This window comes from Roseateles sp. GW821-FHT09H10 (assembly GCF_059415865.1).
Genome location: NZ_JBWKOB010000002.1, coordinates 707526 through 725009, shown reverse-complemented (window position 1 = coordinate 725009; position 17484 = coordinate 707526). Strand labels below are relative to the sequence as shown.

The following is a 17484-nucleotide window of genomic DNA, read 5'->3' as shown; positions in this document are numbered from 1 at the left end:
AATGTGTTTGGGGCAGCCAGCGAGCTGGCCCAAGCACACCGAACCTGAGGAGGTGGATTGTCGAATCCAATGTAATCACGCCGTAACCACCCGGGTCGGTGGGGTCATGCAAAACAGGAATAACGCCATGCTGTCATGGGCGAGAGGCTCACGGCTGTGGCGAAGCGGGCCTAGGGTTTGCGCGAAGGCGGCGTGAAACTTCGTGCAACTTTGGGTGGGACGGCGCTGTCCTGCCGCCCGCTTCCCAGCCGTAGGTCCCGCTTCGCCGTCAGCTCTCCAGCGTCTCGTGAAAGGCCATGGCACCGGCCTTCCAATAGGCTGCCACCTTCATGGCCTCCTTGGGCAAGGCCTTGTCGACGAGCAGTTGCCGGACCCGAGCCATCACCGAAGCCTCGCCCGCCGCCCAAGCAAAGCCCTCGCCCTCGGGCAGGGCCAGCGCGCCGACGGTGGACAGCAGCTCGTCGGTGGTCTGCACCCACTGGACTTGCAGGTTGGCGCGGCTGGTCAGCATGCGGCGGTCGCCGGCGTCGCCGAGCTGCAGGACGGCGATGGCGCGGCTGCCTTCGGGCAGCTCTTCCAGGCGGCGGTGCACGGCCGGCAGGGCCGAGTCGTCGCCGATCAGCAGATGCCAGTCGTAGTCTGTCGGGATGATCATGGAGCCGCGTGGGCCGCCCACCACCAGCGGCTGGCCGGCGCTGGCCTGGCGCGCCCAGTCGGAGGCCGCGCCGCTGCCGTGCAGCGCGAACTCCAGCGTCAGCTCGCGAGCCTCGGTGTCGAAGCGGCGCGGCGTGTAGTCGCGGCGGGCCGGCTCGGCGGCGCTCTCGTCAAAGAAGACCTTCACATGGTCGTCGAAGGAGTCGGAGCGAAAGCTCGCCAGGGATTCGCCCTTCAAGGTGACGGCGATGAAGTTGGGGCTGAGCTGCTCGACGTGCGTGACCTCGAGCTCGCGGCGCAGCAGTTCATGGCGCACTCGCTGGATGCGGCGCACCGGGGTGGTGGGTTCGGACATGGCGGATGGGTATTGGTTGATAATGTCATCCATCATGCGCAAACAAGTTGATATTGTCAACCATAAGCCCGGCCTGGCCGAGGATGTCGTGGAGAGCGTGCACAAGGTCATGCACCTGTTCCGCTCGCTGCAGTTCCAGGCGCTGAAGGAAGCGGCGCATGACCTCAGCCACATGGAGGCCAAGACCCTGGGCTTCTTCGCCTCGCGGCCCGGCGCCACGCAGAGCGAGCTGGTGCAGCACTCCGGGCGCGACAAGGGCCAGGTGGCGCGGCTGATTGCCGGCCTGCGCGAGCGCGGCCTGTTGGAGGCCGGCGCCGATGCGGCCGACAAGCGCAGCGTGCGCCTGCAGGTCAGCGCCGCGGGCAAGGCCTTGCAGCAGCAGGTGCGCCGGCAGGGGCAGAAGGTGGCGGCCCAGGCCGTGGGCGGGCTGGACGAGGCGGAGTGCCGGCAGCTGCTGGCGCTGCTCGCCAAGCTGCGCGAGAACCTGGAGCAGGCCGACTAGGGCCTGTCCTTGGCATGTGCTGCCTCGAGGGCCTGCACCAGCAGGCCGGCGGCGCGCGTCGGTGTCGGGTCGTTGCGGTAGATGCAGGCAAAGCTGCAGTCATAGCTCAACTCGTCGACGGACACCGCGCGCATGCGGCCGGCGTCGACAAAGGGCTGCGCATAGTGGTCGGGCAGGAAGCCGACAAAGCAGCCGCTCAGGATCAGCGTGGCCACGCCTTCCTGGTCGGAAGCCGTGGCGGCCCGCTCCAGCTGGCGCCGGTGCGTCAGCACGAGGTTGGGCGAGTGATAGCCCAGGCCGGCCAGCTGCTGGCGTCTCAGGTCGGCCCAGCTCCAACGGTGGTCGGCCTTGAACCAGGGGTGGTTGCTGCCGGCGTAGAGATGCATCTGCTCGTCGAACAGCGGCCGGTAGGCCAGGCTGTCGGAGCGGCGGTGCTCGGGAATGACGCCGACCTGGAACTGGCCTGACAACACCCCCTGCTCGATGTCGGTGATGGTGCCGACATGGACGTGCAGCTTCACGCCGGGCGCCGCCTCGTGGAACTGCGCCAGCGCGCGGTCGATGTGGCAGGCCGGGTTGCTGACGGTCTTCTCGAACAGCGCCAGGTGCAGCTCGCCGCCGATCTGGTGGTGGATTTCTTCCAGCCGGGCGCGGAAGTCGGTGGTGGCGGACAGCAGCTGCAGCGCCGCCGCGTACAGCTCGGCGCCCTCGGCCGTCAGCGCAAAACCGGCGCGGCCGCGGCGGCACAACACCAGGCCCAGGCGCTCCTCCAAGTCCTTGACCTGCCGGCTGATGGTCGGCATGCCCACGTTCAGCTCCAGCTCCGCCGCCGCCATGCCGCCGCACTCGACGACGGCCTTGAAGACCCGCAGCAAGCGCAGGTCCACGTCTGCAATCTGGCCGGGAAGACGCGTGTCGTTTGGTTTCATAGGCCGGCAAGTAGACATGGCGATGTTGTCATTGTCTACAAGCATCGGCCCGGGCACGATGCGCCGCAATCCACTCGCACGAGACACCATGACGCTCACCGCAGACCAAGACCGCCCGGCCGGCTGGATGGACGCCCACTGGATGCCCTTCACCGGCAACCGGCAGTTCAAGGCCAACCCCCGCCTGCTGACCGGTGCCGCCGGCGCCTACTACCGCACCGACGACGGCCGTCAGGTCTTCGACGGCTTGTCGGGCCTGTGGTGCACGGGGCTGGGCCATGCGCGCACGGAGATCGTCGACGCCGTCAGCCGCCAGGTGCGCGAGCTGGACTATTCGCCCGCCTTCCAGTTCGGCCACCCGCTGTCCTTCGAGCTGGCCAACAAGATCGTCCAGAAGATGCCGGCCGGCTTGAACCGCGTGTTCTTCACCGGCTCGGGTTCGGAGTCGGCCGACACCGCGCTGAAGATGGCCCGGGCCTACTGGCGCGTGAAGGGCCAGGCCACCAAGACGCGGCTGATCGGCCGCGCCAAGGGCTACCACGGCGTCAACTTCGGCGGCATCTCGGTCGGCGGCATGGTGGGCAACCGCAAGCATTTCGGCCAGGGCGTCGAGGCCGACCACCTGCCCCACACCCAGCCGCCCAACGGCAGCTTCTTCAAGGGCATGCCGCCGCAGGAAGGCCCCATGGGCGCGGCGCTGGCGGACGAGCTGCTGCAGCTGATCGCGCTGCACGACGCCAGCAACATCGCCGCAGTCATCGTCGAGCCCTTCTCCGGCTCGGCCGGCGTCGTCATCCCGCCGGTGGGCTATTTGCAGCGGCTGCGCGAGATCTGCACGGCGCACAACATCCTGCTGATCTTCGACGAGGTCATCACCGGCTTCGGCCGCGCCGGCGCCTGGACGGGCGCGGAGGCCTTCGGCGTCACGCCCGACATCCTCAACGCCGCCAAGCAGATCACCAACGGCGTGCAGCCGCTCGGCGTGGTGGTGGCCAAGCAGGAGATCCACGACGCCTTCATGGCCGAAGGCGGGCCGGACTACCTGCTGGAGTTTCCGCACGGCTACACCTACTCGGCCCACCCGGTCGCCTGTGCGGCGGGCATCGCCTCGTTGGACCTGCTGGAGAGCGACCACGCGCTGGAGCGCGTGAAGGCGCTGGCGCCCAAGTTCGAGGCCGCGGTGCACGGCCTGAAGACTGCGAAGCATGTCGCCGACATCCGCAACTACGGCCTGGCCGCCGGCATCACCGTCACGCCGCTGCCCGGCGAGCCGGCCAAGCGCCCCTTCGACATCGCGATGGCCATGTACGCCAAGGGCTTCTATGTGCGCTATGGCGGCGACACCATCCAGCTCGCGCCGCCCTTCATCAGCACGGAAGCAGAAATCGACACGCTGGTCTCGGCGCTGGGCGACTGTTTCAACGCGACCGCCTAACTCTTCAATTCAAAGCATCCCCGTGATCACCCATCTCATCAACGGCCAGCAGGTCGACGGCGGCAGCCGCTCGGCCGACGTCTTCAACCCCGCCACCGGCCAGGTCGGCGGGCAGGTACGCCTGGCCGACCGCGCCACCGTCGAGTCGGCCATCGCTGCCGCACAGGCTGCCTTCCCCGCCTGGCGCAACACGCCGCCGCTCAAGCGCGCCCGCGTCATGAGCCGGCTGAAGGAGCTGCTCGAGGCCCATGCGGACACGATCTGCCGCCTCATCACCGACGAACACGGCAAGGTGCTGGCCGACAGCCTGGGCGAGCTGCAGCGCGGCATCGAGAACGTCGAGTACGCGAGCTATGCGCCCGAGCTGCTGAAGGGCGAGCACAGCCGCAATGTCGGCCCGGGCATCGACGCCTGGTCGGAGTTCCAGGCCCTGGGCGTCTGCGCCGGCATCACCCCCTTCAACTTCCCGGCCATGGTGCCGCTGTGGATGTGGCCCATGGCCGTGGCCTGCGGCAACACCTTCATCCTGAAGCCTTCAGAGCGCGACCCGAGCAGCACCCTCTTCATCGCCCAACTGGCCCAGGAAGCCGGCCTGCCGCCTGGCGTGCTCAATGTCGTCAACGGTGACAAGGAGGCGGTGGACACGCTGCTGACCGACCCGCGCGTGCAGGCCATCAGCTTTGTCGGCTCGACGCCGATCGCTGAGTACATCTACTCGACGGGCACCAAGCACGGCAAGCGCGTGCAGGCCCTGGGTGGCGCCAAGAACCACGCTGTCGTCATGCCCGACGCCGACCTGGACAACGCGGTCAGTGCGCTGATGGGCGCGGCCTTCGGTTCCTGCGGCGAGCGCTGCATGGCCATCCCGCTGGTGGTGGCGGTGGGCGACACGACGGCCGATGCCGTGCGCGAGAAGCTCGTCGCCGAGATGGCTCGCATGAAGATAGGCTCGGGCCGCGAGGCGGGCTGCGACATGGGCCCGCTGGTGACCAAGCCGCATCTGGACAAGGTGCGCGGCTATGTGGACCAGGGCGTGGAAGAGGGTGCCGAGCTCGTCGTCGACGGCCGCGGCCTGACGGTGGCGGGACATGAGGGAGGCTACTTCCTCGGCCCCTGCCTGTTCGACCGCGTGCAGCCCGGCATGCGCATCTACGAGGAAGAGATCTTCGGCCCCGTGCTGGGCATCGTGCGTGCCGAGAGCCTGGAGGCCGCGATGGCGATGATCAACGCCCACGAGTACGGCAACGGCACCTGCATCTTCACGCGCGACGGCGAGACGGCCCGCCACTTCACCGACCACATCCTGGTCGGCATGGTGGGCGTCAATGTGCCGCTGCCGGTGCCGGTGGCCTACCACTCCTTCGGCGGCTGGAAACGCTCGCTGTTCGGCGACCTGAACGCCTACGGGCCTGACGCGGTGCGCTTCTACACGCGGCGCAAGCAGATCACGCAGCGCTGGCCGTCGTCGGGCGTGCGCGAGAAGGCGGTGTTCGCCTTCCCGTCCAGCAAGGCCTAGAACTCCTCGGTGTCGATCTCGGCCTGGGTGGCGGCGCTGTAGCGGGCACCGCTGACGGTGCGCTGGTTGATCAGCGTGTCCAGCCGCTTCAGCGTTGCATCGTCCAGCGCCAGCCGGGGTGCGTCGACGAGCGCCCACAGGTGCTCGGGCCGCGAGGTGCCCGGGATGGGCACGATGTCTTCGCCCTGGTGCAGCAGCCAGGCCAGGGCCAGCGTGGCCGGGGCGCAGTGCAGGCGCTCGGCTTCGGCCTCGAAGCCGTCGAGCAGCTTGAGGTTGGCCGCGTAATGCTCGGGCGCGAAGCGCGGCATGGCGCGGCGGATGTCCTTGGGTTCGAGCTGGCTGACGTCGCGCAGCTGGCCACCGAGAAAGCCGCGCGCCAGCGGGCTGAAGGCGACGAAGGCCGTGCCCAGTTCACGGCAGGCCTCGAGGGCGGCGATCTCGGGGTTGCGCGTCCACAGCGAGTATTCGGACTGCAGGGCGGCAATGGGGTGAACGGCATGGGCGCGGCGCAGCGTGGTGGCCGACACCTCGGACAGCCCCAGCGCCCTCACCTTACCGGCGCGCACCAGGTCGGCCATGGCGCCGACGCTGTCTTCCACGGCCACCTGGGGGTCGAGGCGGTGCAGATAGAGCACGTCGATGACGTCGGTGCGCAGCCGCTTCAGGCTCGCCTCGACGCTGGCCCGGATGGTCTGCGGCCGCCCGTCGATGACGCGCACGCCGTCGACGCCCTGCATGCCGCATTTGCTGGTCAGCACGACGCGCTCGCGGTGCGGTGCCAGCAGGCTGCCAAGCAATTCCTCGTTGGCGCCAAAGCCGTACAGGGCCGCCGTGTCGAACAGCGTGATGCCGCCGTTCAGCGCACCGTCCAGCACCTGGGCGGCCACCTCGCGCGACGGCGGCGTGCCATAGGCGTGGCTCAGGTTCATGCAGCCCAGGCCGATGGCCGAGACCTCGAAGGGCCCGATGCGGCGCGTCTTCATTGCAACTGCTGCTCCAACTGGTGCAGCACCTGATAGCAAGGCAGCACCTGCGCGACGCTGCCCTTGGGTTCACGGCCCTCGCGGATGGCGGCGAAGAACTCGCGGTCCTGCAGCTCGATGCCGTTCATGGACACGTCCACCTGGCTGACGTCGATCTTCTCTTCCTTGCCATTGAAGAGATCGTCGTAGCGGGCGATGTAGGTGCCGGTGTCGCCGATGTAGCGGAAGAAGGTACCCAGCGGCCCGTCGTTGTTGAAGGACAGGCTCAGCGTGCAGATCGCGCCATTGGCGGCCTTCAGCTGGATGCTCATGTCCATCGCAATGCCGAGCTGCGGGTGGATGGGGCCTTGCAGCGCGTTCGCCTGCACGATGGGACTGCCGGCCTGCCAGGCGAACAGGTCCACCGTGTGCGCGGCGTGGTGCCACAGCAGATGGTCGGTCCAGCTGCGCGGCTGGCCCAGCGCGTTCATGTTGCTGCGGCGGAAGAAATAGGTCTGCACATCCATCTGCTGGATGTTGAATTCACCGGCCTCAATCCTCTTGTGTACCCATTGGTGGCTGGGATTGAAGCGCCGCGTGTGGCCGCACATGGCGACGAGCCCGGACTTCTGCGCCACGCTGACGACCTCCTCGCCATCGGCCAGCACGTCGCACAGCGGGATCTCCACCTGCACATGCTTGCCCGCCTTCAGGCAGGCCAGGGTCTGGCTGGCGTGCATCTGCGTGGGTGTGCACAGGATGACGGCGTCGACCTCGGGCAGGGCGAGGCTGTCGGCCAGCTCGGTGGTGACGTGGCCGATGCCGTACTTCGCCGCGACCTCGCGGGTCTTGTCCAGCTCGCGGCTGATCAGCGAGACGACCTCGACACCGCCAATGTTCTTGATGCCGTCGAGATGCTTGATGCCAAAGGCGCCGGCGCCGGCCAACGCGACCTTGATCTTGCTGCTCATCAGGTGTTCTCCAGGATCAGGTGTCCCACCGCCGTGTTCGACGCAGGGACGTGATAGAAGCGGTGCGCGACCTTGGGGGCGGCGCCACCGTCGATGTCCGCCATCGCGCCGCGGGCGATCAGCCACATGACGAGCTCGATGCCCTCCGAGCCGGCCTCGCGCACATAGTCGTCGTGCTTGACGAGAGACAGCGCTTGCGGCTCGCTGATGAGGCGATCGAGGAAGCGGTTGTCCCACTCGCGGTTGATGAGGCCGGCGCGCGGCCCCTGCAGCTGGTGGCTCATGCCGCCGGTGCCCCAGATCTGCACGTTCAGGTCCTGGTCGAAGGACTCGATGGCGCGGCGGATGGCCTGGCCCAGCATGAAGCAGCGCCGCCCCGACGGCACGGGGTAGTGCACGACGTTGACCGCGAAGGGGATGACGGTGCAGGGCCAGGCGCCTTTCACGGGATCGGGTTGGCCGCACATCAGCGACAGCGGCACGGTCAGGCCGTGGTCCACGTCCATCCTGTTGGCGATGGTCAGGTCGAAGTCGTCCTGGATGACGCTGTGCGCGATGTGCGCGGCCAGCTCGGGATGGCCGATGACTGGCGGCACCGGGCGCGGCCCCCAGCCCTCGTCGGCCGGCTCGAAGCGTGCCGCGGTGCCGATGGCGAAGGTGGGGATCAGGTCGAGGCTGAAGGCCGTGGCGTGGTCGTTGTAGACGAGGAAGACGACGTCCGGGCGGTTGTTGGCTAACCAGCGCTTGGACGGCTCGTAGCCGGCGAAGACGGGCTGCCAGTAGGGCTCGGCGGTCTTGCCCAGGTCCAGCGCCGCGCCGATGGCGGGCACGTGCGAGGTGTAGACGGAAGCAGTGATGCGGGCCACGTTTACTTCTTCCCCTTGCTGGCTTTTCCCTGGGGCTGGCGGTGCGCCTGCGCGTCACCGTCCTCGCCGATGCGGCGGTTGCCCTCCACGGAGCGGCCGCCGGCGATCATCATGTTGCGGTACTCCTCTTCGGTCATGCCCGTCATGCTGCCCGCCATCTGCTGGAAGCTGCGGCCATCGGTCGCGCCGATCTTGGCTAGGAAGTAGATATTGCCGCCCAAGCGGATGCATTCGTTGAGGTCGCGCGCCAGCACGGCCGCTTTCTGCGCATCGGTCATCGGCCACTCGTCCAGATAGGCGCGCTCGTCCGCCTTGAAGCGGGTGCGGTTGTCGGCCTTCATCAGCGACATGCAGAACTGGTTCAGCCAATAGCCCTTGCGGGACTGCTCGGCGTCGAAGATGGTGGTGCCGGGGATGTCGGTGTAGGACTTGTCGAGAGGCATCAGCACTCCTCCGGCCAGTAGAGGCGCATCGGGTTGGTCACCAGCAGCTGGCGTTGCAGCTCGGGCGTCGGAGCGATGTGCGGGATGAAGTCCACCAGCAGGCCGTCGTCGGGCATATGGTCCTTCAGGTTCGGGTGGGGCCAGTCGGTGCCCCACAGCACGCGATCGGGGAACTCGTCCATGACGCGGCGCGCGAAGGGCAGGACGTCGCGATAGGCGTTCTGCTCGCCGTCCAGCGCGCGCGGGCCGGTGACGGACAGGCGCTCAGGGCAACTGAGCTTGCTCCACACATTGGTGTTCTCGCGCATGAATTTCAGGAAGAGCGCGAACTCGGGGCCGTCGACCGGCTTGCTCACATCGGGCCGGCCCATGTGGTCGACGACGACGGTGGTGGGCAGGGCGGTGAAGAAGTCCCACAGCTCGGGCAGGTCGGCGGCCTCGAAGTAGATGACGACATGCCAGCCCAGCCTGGCGATGCGTGCAGCGATCTCCTGCAGCTCGTCCTTGGGCGTGAAGTCCACCAGCCGCTTGACGAAGTTGAAGCGCACGCCGCGCACGCCGGCTTCGTGCATGCGCTGCAACTCTTCGTCGCTGATGCCGCGCTTGATGGTGACGACACCGCGCGCCTTGCCGCCCGAGCTTTGCAGTGCTTCCAGCAACGCGCTGTTGTCGGCGCCATGGCAGGTGGCCTGCACGATGACGTTGCGCGCAAAGCCGAGGTGGTCGCGCAGCGCGAACAGCTGCGCCTTGCTGGCATCGCAGGGTGTGTACTTGCGCTCCGGTGCAAAGGGGAACTGCGCGCCGGGGCCGAATACGTGGCAGTGCGCATCCACGGCGCCGGGCGGCAACTGGAAGCGCGGCTTGCTGGGGTTGGCGTACCAGTCCAGCCAGCCGGGGGTTTTGGTGAACTCCATATCAGTCGATGTAGCGCAAGCCGGCTTTTTCAAGCGGCTCACGCATCTTGTACATGTCCAGGCCGAGCACGCCGGAAGCCAGCTTGGCGCGCTTCTCGCCTTCGAAGCTCTCGCGCTTCAGCGCCGCCTCCAGCGTCTCGACCGCACGCGCGGCCGGCACGCAGACGACGCCATCGTCATCCGCCACGATGACGTCCCCCGGCGAGACCAGCATGCCGGCGCAGACGACGGGGATGTTGACCGAGCCGATGGTGGCCTTGATGCAGCCCTTGCTGCTGATGCACTTGCTCCAGACCGGGAAGCCCATCTGCTGCAGCGTCTTCACGTCGCGCACGCCGGCGTCGATGACGAGGGCGCGCGCGCCGCGGGCCTGGAAGGAGGTGGCGAGCAGGTCGCCGAAATAGCCGTCCGTGCATTCCGCCGTGATGGCCGCGACGACGATGTCCCCCGGCTGGATCTGCTCCGCAGCCACATGCAGCATCCAGTTGTCACCGGGGTGCAGCAGCACCGTCACAGCCGTGCCCGAGACCTGCGCTCCAGCATAGATGGGTCGCATATGGGGCTTGAGCAGGCCAACGCGGCCCATGGCCTCGTGCACGGTGGCCGAGCCGAGAGCGGCGAGGCCATCGGCGGCCGCGCGGTCGGCGCGCTGGATGTTGCGGTAGACAACGCCAAGTTCGTACATGGTCAGAGGCCTTTCGCTTTCAGTTGTGCGTCCAGGCGCGGGAAGACGCGGCGCGCATTGCCCTCGTAGACCATATGACGCTCCTCGTCGGTCAGGTTGGCCGTTGCCGCCACATAGCGCTTGGTGTCGTCGTAGTAGTGGCCGGTCTCGGGGTCAATGCCGCGCACCGCGCCGATCATCTCGCTGGCGAACAGGATGTTCTTGACCGGGATCACGTCGGTCAACAGGTCGATGCCGGGCTGGTGATAGACGCAGGTGTCGAAGAAGATGTTGTTCAGCAGATGCTCGTCCAGCAGCGGCTTCTTCAGTTCCTGAGCCAAGCCGCGGAAGCGCCCCCAGTGATAGGGCACGGCGCCGCCGCCGTGGGGGATGAGGAACTTCAGCGTCGGGAAATCCTTGAACAGGTCGCCCGTCAGGCATTGCATGAAGGCCGTCGTGTCGGCGTTCAGGTAGTGGGCGCCGGTGGTGTGGAAGCAGGCGTTGCAGCTGGTCGAGACATGGATCATGGCCGGGATGTTCAGCTCGACCATCTTCTCGTAGACGGGATACCAGTGTCTGTCGGTCAGCGGCGGGCTGGTCCAGTGGCCGCCCGACGGATCTGGGTTCAGGTTGATGCCGACATTGCCGTACTGCTCCACGCATTTGACGAGTTCGGGAATGCAGCTCGCCGGGTCCACGCCGGGCGACTGCGGCAGCATGGCGGCCGGCACGAAGTGGTCGGGAAAGAGCTGGCTGACGCGGTAGCAGAGCTCGTTGCAGATGGCGGCCCAGGTTGCGGAGGTGTTGAAGTCGCCGATGTGGTGGGCCATGAAGCTGGCGCGCGGGCTGAAGATGGTCAGGTCCGAGCCGCGCTGCTTCATCAGCTTGAGCTGGTTGGTCTCGATGGACTCGCGCAGCTCGTCGTCGCTGATCTTCAGCTCGCTGGCCTTGGGGGCCTTGGACGGGTCCTTGAGACCGGCGATCTGCAGGTCGCGCCAGGCGCCCAGTGCGGCCGGTGCCGTCGTGTAGTGGCCGTGGACGTCGATGATCATGAATGGGTCTCCGAGGGATGGGATCCGTGCGCGGCGCGCATGCCGTGCTGCTGCTTGAGGGCATCGTTGATGGGGCTGGCCATGAAGTCCAGCAGGGCCTGGGCGGCGTCTGGCCGGGCTGCATTCGCGGTGACCGCGCCGCTGAAGCGGCTGACGATCTCCGTGCCGGGCGGCATGCCACCGAGCAGCGTGATGCCGGGCAGGTCCATCAGCTCGCTGAGCTGCTGAAAGCCGATCTCGACCTCGCCGCTGGCAATCAGGCTGCCGACCGGCACGCCGGCGCGGGCCTGCACGAGGCGGCCCTTCAGCGTGTCGGCCAGGCCCCAGCGCTCGAACAGCTGCATCAAGGCCGTGCCGCTGGGGCCGGTCGAATAGCCGATGGCGCGGGCTTGCAGCACAGCGGCGCGCAGGGCGGCCTCGCTGCCAACGTCCGGCACGCCGGCGCCAGCCTGCACCGCGATCTCGACGCTGGAATCGGCAATGGGCCGCACGCTGCCGGGCTTGAGCCGGCCGGCGGCCTCCAGCCTGGCGATCGCATCGCTCGCGAGCACGACGACGTCGAAGGCCTCGCCTTCCTGCACGCGCCTGGCGGCATCCACACCGCCGACGGATTCCAGATGCACGGCCGGTGCACCGGTCCTGGCATGGGCTTGCGCCAGCACCGTCAGCAGATGGCGGGTGGCCATGGACGAGATCAGGGTCAGGGCGGTGCTCATGAGGGGTGATTCTTCGCAGCGCGGCTCTATTGCGCTAGGTCTGGCCGGGGCTAGCAGCTAGAGCAATCCGGCATGGGTTCTGCCAAGATGCCGGTCCATGACGCTGAACCAGATCGAGTACTTCATCCAGGTCGCCGAGCACGGCAGCTTCAGCAAGGCCGCCCTGGTGCTGGGCGTGGCCCAGCCGGCCCTGAGCCGCCAGGTGCGGGCCCTGGAGACCGAACTGCACGAGACCTTGTTCCTGCGCAATGGCCGCGGCGTGGAACTGACCGAAGCCGGGCGGCGCCTGTTCGAGCATGGCCAGGGCATCCTGCATCTGGTGACCCAGGCGCGCGAGGACCTGAGCGCCCACCGCAACGAGCCCGTCGGCCAGATCGTCGTCGCCATGCCGCCGACCCAGGCGCGCATGCTGACCCTGCCACTGATCGAAGCCTTCAAGGACGCCTGCCCGCGTGCCCGCCTCGTCGTCATGGAGGGCTTCTCCACGCATCTGACCGAGTGGCTGGTGTCGGGCCGGGCTGACCTGGCCCTGGTCTACAACCCCGAGCCGCTGCCGGCGCTGGAAATCCTGCCGCTGCGCGAGGAATCGCTGCTGCTGCTGAGCCCGGCCCGGGCCGCGCCCAAGGGGCCGCTGACGCTGGCGGAGCTGTCGCGCTATCCGCTGATCATGCCGCAGCGCGGCCATGTATTTCGCAAGCGCATGGAGGAGGCCGCGGCCATGGCCGGCGTGCAGCTGCGGGTGGACTGGGAGGTCTCCAGCGTGCCGGCTATCCTCGATCTCGTCGCGGCGGGCCTGGGCCATGCGGCCCTGGGCGAGGACGTGTTGCGGGCCTTCGAACATCCGGAGCGTCTGGCCGTCACGCGCTTCAAGGCGGTCGATGTGAAGACCACGCTCTGTCTGGTCACGCCGGCGTTGAAGCGCTCCACCCCGCTGACCCAGCGCACCGCCGCGCTGTTGATGAAGTTGGTGCGTGAGCCGCGTGCTCACCAGGGCAGGCCGACGTAGTTCTCGGCCATCGACGCCATCGCCGCCTCGGAGCTGACGACGTATTCCAGCTCGGCGCGGTGCAGGCGGGCGTCGATCTCGGGTTCGTTGGGCAGGTGGTGCATCAGGCTGGTGAACCACCAGGAGAAGCGTTCGGCTTTCCAGACGCGCGACAGGCAGCGCGCCGAGTAGTGGGTGATGCCGGCCTCGCTGCGTTCGCGGTAGTGCTCGATGAGGGCCTGGGACAGGTAGTGCACGTCCGACGCAGCCAGGTTGAGCCCCTTGGCGCCGGTGGGCGGCACGATGTGGGCGGCGTCGCCGGCGAGGAAGAGCCGCCCGAAGCGCATGGGCTCGGCGACAAAGCTGCGCAGCGGCGCGACGCTCTTCTCCAGCGATGGTCCGGTGACGAGAGCGGCAGCCGCGGCGGGGTCGATGCGCGCGCGCAGCTCGGTCCAGAAGCGCTCGTCGCTCCAGTGCTCGGCATGCTCGCCCTGCGGCACCTGCAGGTAGTAGCGGCTGCGTGTGGCCGAGCGCATGCTGCACAGCGTGAAGCCGCGCTCGTGGCGGCCGTAGATAAGCTCGTGCGAGACCGGCGGCGTGTCGCTGAGCAGGCCCAGCCAGCCGAAGGGGTAGACCTTCTCATGCGTCTGCAGCGCGCTGGCCGGCACGCTGGCGCGGCTGACGCCGTGATAGCCGTCGCAGCCGGCGATGTAGTCGCACAGGATCTCGACGCGCTCGCCGTCCACCGTGCAGCGCGCGCCGGGCGCATCGCCGTCGAAGCCGAACAGCTCCACGTCGGCGGCCGAGTAAAGCGTCGGCTCGCCGGCCGTGGCGCGGGCCTCCATCAGGTCGCGCGTCACCTCGGTCTGGCCATAGACCATGACCGATTTGCCGCCGGTCAGCCGGCTCAGGTCGATGTGATGGCGCTGGCCGTCGAACATCAGCTCGAAGCCGTGATGCACCAGGCCTTCGGCATGCAGGCGGGCCGCCACGCCGGCCCGGTCCAGCAGCTCGACCGTGGTCTGCTCCAGCACGCCGGCGCGGATGCGGCTCAGCACATGGGCGCCGGTCTGGCGCTCGACGATGAGGTTGGCGATGCCGGCCCGGTGCAGCAGCTGGCCGAGCAGCAGGCCCGAGGGCCCGGCACCGACGATGAGCACCTGGGTGCGCAGTGTTTTCATCGCTTCGTCCCACTCCGTTGCTGCCTCTAGCCTAGGCCGCGTGCCAGTCGCGGGGAATGGACGCCAGGAACGTGGACTTGCACAATTCGAACCCATGTCCAAGCTCCCGCACGCCGTGTCGCCACCGCTTTACGAGCTCTATGGTGAGATGGGGCGGGATACGGCCCTGGACGGGCTGCACATGGAGTCCATTGCGGACCGCAGCCGCTTGCACAATTGGGAAATCCAGCCGCACCGGCATGCGAGCCTGGTGCAACTGCTGCTGATCGAGTCCGGCCAGGCCCGCGTGCAGATCGACGGACAGCTGCTGGAGCTGCGGGCACCGGCCGTCGTCTGGGTGCCCATGCTGGTGGTGCATGGCTTCGCGTTCTCGCCGCAAACGCGGGGCCATGTGCTGACGCTGGACCAGGCCCGGATCAGGCGCCTGATGGGCGACACGCGCGGGCTGTGGGAAGGGCTCGCCGCTTCGCGTGCCACTGTCCTGCCGCGCCAGCATGCGCTGTTCGCTCTGCTGCGGGCGTTGCGGGACGACCATGCGGCGACCTCACCCTGGCGCACTCAGGCCCTGGACGGCGCCCTGCTGATGGCCGCCGCCCTGGTGGCCCGCCTGCCGCCGTTGAGCGCCGAGGTCGCGCGCGAGCCCGAAGGGCGTGCCATGCAGCATCTGGCGCGCTACCGCGAGCAGGTCGAACTTCACTTCCGCCGCCACCCGACGCTGGACACGCTGGCCGCGCCGCTGGGCATCACGACCACCCAGCTCAACCGCCTGTGCCGACAGCATCTGCGCTGTTCGGCCCTGGACGTGCTGCACCAGCGCCTGCTGCTGGAGGCCAAGCGCGAGCTGGGCTACACGACGCTGCAGGTGCGCCAGATCGCCGACGGTCTGGGCTTTGCCGATCCGGCCTATTTCACGCGCTTCTTCCAGCGGCTGACGGGGCAGTCGCCGAGCGCGTGGCGGGACGCCCGCTAGCCGTGCCAGCGCTTGGCCGCCCGCCTCACCACCTCGGGCAGCAGATGGTTTTCCTCTTCCACGCGGCGCAGCCAGGAGGCGTCGTTGCCGATGCCGTTGATCTCGCGGCGCACATACTGCAGCGCGGCCTCGGCGCGCAGGTCGCCGGCATGGGTGTCCAGGCGGCTCAGCACGGCGATGAGGTCGTCGCGCAGCACGCGGTGCTCGCCCGTCTCGGGATCGACGAAGGTGCCGTCCAGGCCGAAGCGGCAGGCCTGGAAGCGGTTGAAGGTGTAGGGCAGGTAGTCGTCTTCGCTGAGCTTGAAGGGCTTCTCGACCGTGATCCAGCGCGCCAGGCACTGGATGAAGCCGGCGACTGCGGCGGCTTTCTCGATGGTCAGCGGCGTGTCCAGCACGCGGACCTCGATGGTGCCAAACTCGGGCTTGGGACGGATGTCCCAGTAGAAGTCCTTCATGCCCGAAACGACGCCGGTGCGCGTCATCTTGGTGAAGTAGGTCTCGAAGTCGTCCCAGGTCTGCACGAAGGGCGCGCGGCCGCTCAGCGGAAAGGCGAACACCGAGTTCAGCCGTGCCGAATCGAAGCCGGTGTCCTCGCCCTGCACGAAGGGCGAGGAGGCGGCCAGTGCGATCAGATGCGGGATGAAGCGGCTCATGCCGTGCAGCAGCACCAGGGCCTCGTCGGCGCTCGGGCAGCCGATGTGCACATGCTGGCCGAAGATGGTGAACTGCTTGGACAGGTAGCCATACAGCGAAGACAGCTCGTGGAAGCGCGGCGTCTCGAAGATGCGCTGGCGCTTCCAGTGCTGGAAGGGATGCGTGCCGCCGCCGCACAGGCTCACGTCCAGCTTTTCGGCGCAGTCCACCAGCGCGTCGCGGATCTGGCCCAGCTCCGACAGCACCTGGCCGAAGCCCGTGCAGACGCCGGTGGCCAGCTCGATCATGCTGCTGGTGATCTCGGGCTTCACGTCGCCGGGGATGCTGCGCTTTTCCATCAGCCGCAGCAGGTCGCCCGAGACGGGCGCGAGGTCGTAGTCGTCGCTGTTGACGATCTGCAGCTCCAGCTCGACGCCCAGCGTCAGGGGCTGTGATTTGGAGAAGGTACCGAGGCTCATTCAGAGGCCTCCTTGTTGTTGTTCTTGCGGCGCTTGGGCGCCGGCGGCAGCTCGCCGGCCAGGCGCAGCGCGAACTGCACGGCGATGGGGCCGACCAGCTCCAGCACGGCAATGGCCGCCAGGATGATGGGCACGGCGCCCGCGGCCAGCTCGGGCTCGGCGCGCATCAGCTCGCTGAGCATGACCAGGGCCGTGGCGGACAGCGGCGTCATCGTGATGGACAGGGCCAGGCCCTGGCGCCAGCTGGCCTTGGCCATGGGGGCGAGGGCGACGATGGCGACCGTCTTGGCGATGAAGCGGGCCGCCAGCAAAGCCAGGGCCGCGAAGCCGCCGGCCACCAGGATCTTGGGCGACCAGGCCGAGCCGACGATGACGAAGAGCATCAGCACCAGGGCCCCGCCCGAGGTGCCGAAGTGGCGCGGCCAGACCCAGGGCCTGTCGCTCGTATTGCGCAGCAGCAGGCCGGCCAGCAGGGGCATCAGCAGCGTCGACACGCCGATGGCGCGTGCCGCCACGATGGCGAAGGCGACCAGGCCGAACAGCAGCAGCACGGCGCTCTCGTTGCGCAGGTCCAGGCGCCGCGCGACGAGGTAGACGGCGCCGGCCAGCAGGGCCGCCAGGCCCAGCGTCGTCAGCATCGAGATGGCCAGGCCGGCCAGCGCCTGCGGCAGGCTGCCGCCATCGTCGGCGGCCCACCAGGTGCGCATCAGGATCAGCGCGACGACCGCATACAGCGTGTTCAGCGCCGTCAGCAGCGAGGCCCGCTGCGTGACCTGACCCGCGGCGCCCAGCTCCATCGCGACGCGGCCCGACACGGCGGCCGGCGCCGGCATGGCCAGGATGGCGCAGGCGATGGCCGTCTGCCAGCTGAGGTCGAAGAGGCGCAGCACCCCGGCCACCGCGACAGCGCTGAGCAGGGCCTCGGCGAGGCTGGTCAGGGCCAAGCCGGGGTTGCGGGCCAGCCAGCGCAGATGCACGCGGCTGCCGATCTCGAACAGGAGCAGTCCGAGGGCCAGGTCGGTGACGGTCTGGGCTGCGCCCGACAGCGGCATGGCCACGCCATGGCCGAAGGCGGCCGCGACGCAGCCTGCCAGCGTGTAGCCGACCACGCGCGGCAGGCGCGTCGTCGCGGCGATGAACTCCCCGGCCAGGGCGCCGGCCAGCAGCACGCCGACGATGAACATCAGCGCGCTGGACGGTGGCACGGCCAAGCCGGCCCAGACCCGTGCGCCGGTGTCGAGTGCATTCATGAAGTCT

At 68.4% G+C, this 17484-nt stretch carries 18 protein-coding genes; 5 read left to right on the top strand and 13 right to left on the bottom strand.

The window, feature by feature from the left end; translation table 11 throughout:
- Window positions 1-268: 268 nt before the first annotated feature.
- Window positions 269-1009: a siderophore-interacting protein gene (locus AC07OY_RS11245; RefSeq protein WP_495042659.1), complete on the bottom strand. Its 741-nt coding sequence runs from the start codon at window positions 1007-1009 to the stop codon at window positions 269-271.
- 34 nt (window positions 1010-1043) lie between these two features.
- Between AC07OY_RS11245 and AC07OY_RS11240 the strand changes: the two genes are divergently transcribed.
- Entirely contained in the window at window positions 1044-1511 is a 468-nt protein-coding gene (locus tag AC07OY_RS11240) for a MarR family winged helix-turn-helix transcriptional regulator (RefSeq protein ID WP_495042658.1), read from the top strand.
- Here the strand turns inward: AC07OY_RS11240 and AC07OY_RS11235 are convergent.
- A complete protein-coding gene (locus AC07OY_RS11235; RefSeq protein WP_495042657.1) occupies window positions 1508-2440 on the bottom strand; it encodes a LysR family transcriptional regulator in 933 nt (310 codons plus the stop codon). The two genes, AC07OY_RS11240 and AC07OY_RS11235, sit on opposite strands and share 4 nt — an antisense overlap.
- Window positions 2441-2528: 88 nt before the next feature.
- Between AC07OY_RS11235 and aptA the strand changes: the two genes are divergently transcribed.
- Together aptA and AC07OY_RS11225 are read left to right on the top strand one after the other, a co-directional pair.
- Window positions 2529-3875 (top strand): omega-aminotransferase AptA, encoded by a 1347-nt coding sequence (gene aptA / locus AC07OY_RS11230; protein WP_495042656.1) that lies wholly within the window; start codon window positions 2529-2531, stop codon window positions 3873-3875.
- 7 nt (window positions 3876-3882) lie between these two features.
- A complete protein-coding gene (locus AC07OY_RS11225) occupies window positions 3883-5391 on the top strand; it encodes a CoA-acylating methylmalonate-semialdehyde dehydrogenase (RefSeq protein ID WP_495043520.1) in 1509 nt (502 codons plus the stop codon).
- Here AC07OY_RS11225 and AC07OY_RS11220 read toward each other — a convergent pair.
- The 8 genes from AC07OY_RS11220 to AC07OY_RS11185 are packed head-to-tail and all read right to left on the bottom strand — an operon-like array spanning window position 5388 to window position 11979.
- Window positions 5388-6374, bottom strand: coding sequence for an aldo/keto reductase (locus tag AC07OY_RS11220; protein WP_495042655.1), 987 nt, complete (start codon window positions 6372-6374; stop codon window positions 5388-5390). The two genes, AC07OY_RS11225 and AC07OY_RS11220, sit on opposite strands and share 4 nt — an antisense overlap.
- A complete protein-coding gene (locus tag AC07OY_RS11215; protein ID WP_495042654.1) occupies window positions 6371-7324 on the bottom strand; it encodes a Gfo/Idh/MocA family oxidoreductase in 954 nt (317 codons plus the stop codon). The genes AC07OY_RS11220 and AC07OY_RS11215 overlap by 4 nt, the downstream gene beginning before the upstream one ends.
- A complete protein-coding gene (locus tag AC07OY_RS11210) occupies window positions 7324-8190 on the bottom strand; it encodes a class III extradiol dioxygenase subunit beta (protein WP_495042653.1) in 867 nt (288 codons plus the stop codon). Before AC07OY_RS11210 ends, AC07OY_RS11215 begins: the two co-directional genes overlap by 1 nt.
- 2 nt (window positions 8191-8192) lie before the next feature.
- Window positions 8193-8633 (bottom strand): protocatechuate 4,5-dioxygenase subunit alpha, encoded by a 441-nt coding sequence (gene ligA / locus AC07OY_RS11205; RefSeq protein ID WP_495042652.1) that lies wholly within the window; start codon window positions 8631-8633, stop codon window positions 8193-8195.
- Entirely contained in the window at window positions 8633-9547 is a 915-nt protein-coding gene (locus AC07OY_RS11200; protein ID WP_495042651.1) for an amidohydrolase family protein, read from the bottom strand. The genes ligA and AC07OY_RS11200 overlap by 1 nt, the downstream gene beginning before the upstream one ends.
- Window position 9548: 1 nt before the next feature.
- Window positions 9549-10232, bottom strand: a complete 684-nt coding sequence (gene ligK / locus AC07OY_RS11195; protein ID WP_495042650.1) for a 4-carboxy-4-hydroxy-2-oxoadipate aldolase/oxaloacetate decarboxylase — start codon at window positions 10230-10232, stop codon at window positions 9549-9551.
- 2 nt (window positions 10233-10234) lie between these two features.
- Entirely contained in the window at window positions 10235-11263 is a 1029-nt protein-coding gene (locus AC07OY_RS11190; protein ID WP_495042649.1) for an amidohydrolase family protein, read from the bottom strand.
- Window positions 11260-11979 (bottom strand): substrate-binding domain-containing protein, encoded by a 720-nt coding sequence (locus AC07OY_RS11185; RefSeq protein WP_495042648.1) that lies wholly within the window; start codon window positions 11977-11979, stop codon window positions 11260-11262. The genes AC07OY_RS11190 and AC07OY_RS11185 overlap by 4 nt, the downstream gene beginning before the upstream one ends.
- 97 nt (window positions 11980-12076) lie before the next feature.
- On the opposite strand from AC07OY_RS11185, the gene AC07OY_RS11180 reads away from it, so the two are divergent.
- Window positions 12077-12985: a LysR family transcriptional regulator gene (locus tag AC07OY_RS11180; protein WP_495042647.1), complete on the top strand. Its 909-nt coding sequence runs from the start codon at window positions 12077-12079 to the stop codon at window positions 12983-12985.
- On the opposite strand, the gene pobA is transcribed toward AC07OY_RS11180, so the two are convergent.
- Complete coding sequence (gene pobA / locus AC07OY_RS11175; protein WP_495043519.1) at window positions 12964-14136, bottom strand: 4-hydroxybenzoate 3-monooxygenase; 1173 nt, start codon at window positions 14134-14136, stop codon at window positions 12964-12966. The genes AC07OY_RS11180 and pobA overlap by 22 nt on opposite strands.
- Before the next feature lie 103 nt (window positions 14137-14239).
- On the opposite strand from pobA, the gene AC07OY_RS11170 reads away from it, so the two are divergent.
- The gene (locus tag AC07OY_RS11170) at window positions 14240-15115 is read left to right on the top strand and encodes a helix-turn-helix domain-containing protein (RefSeq protein ID WP_495042646.1); all 876 of its coding nucleotides are present in this window, start codon (window positions 14240-14242) and stop codon (window positions 15113-15115) included.
- On the opposite strand, the gene AC07OY_RS11165 is transcribed toward AC07OY_RS11170, so the two are convergent.
- Window positions 15112-16227, bottom strand: coding sequence for a YbdK family carboxylate-amine ligase (locus AC07OY_RS11165; protein WP_495042645.1), 1116 nt, complete (start codon window positions 16225-16227; stop codon window positions 15112-15114). The genes AC07OY_RS11170 and AC07OY_RS11165 overlap by 4 nt on opposite strands.
- Window positions 16224-17477 (bottom strand): cation:proton antiporter, encoded by a 1254-nt coding sequence (locus AC07OY_RS11160; protein ID WP_495042644.1) that lies wholly within the window; start codon window positions 17475-17477, stop codon window positions 16224-16226. The genes AC07OY_RS11165 and AC07OY_RS11160 overlap by 4 nt, the downstream gene beginning before the upstream one ends.
- Window positions 17478-17484: the final 7 nt, after the last annotated feature.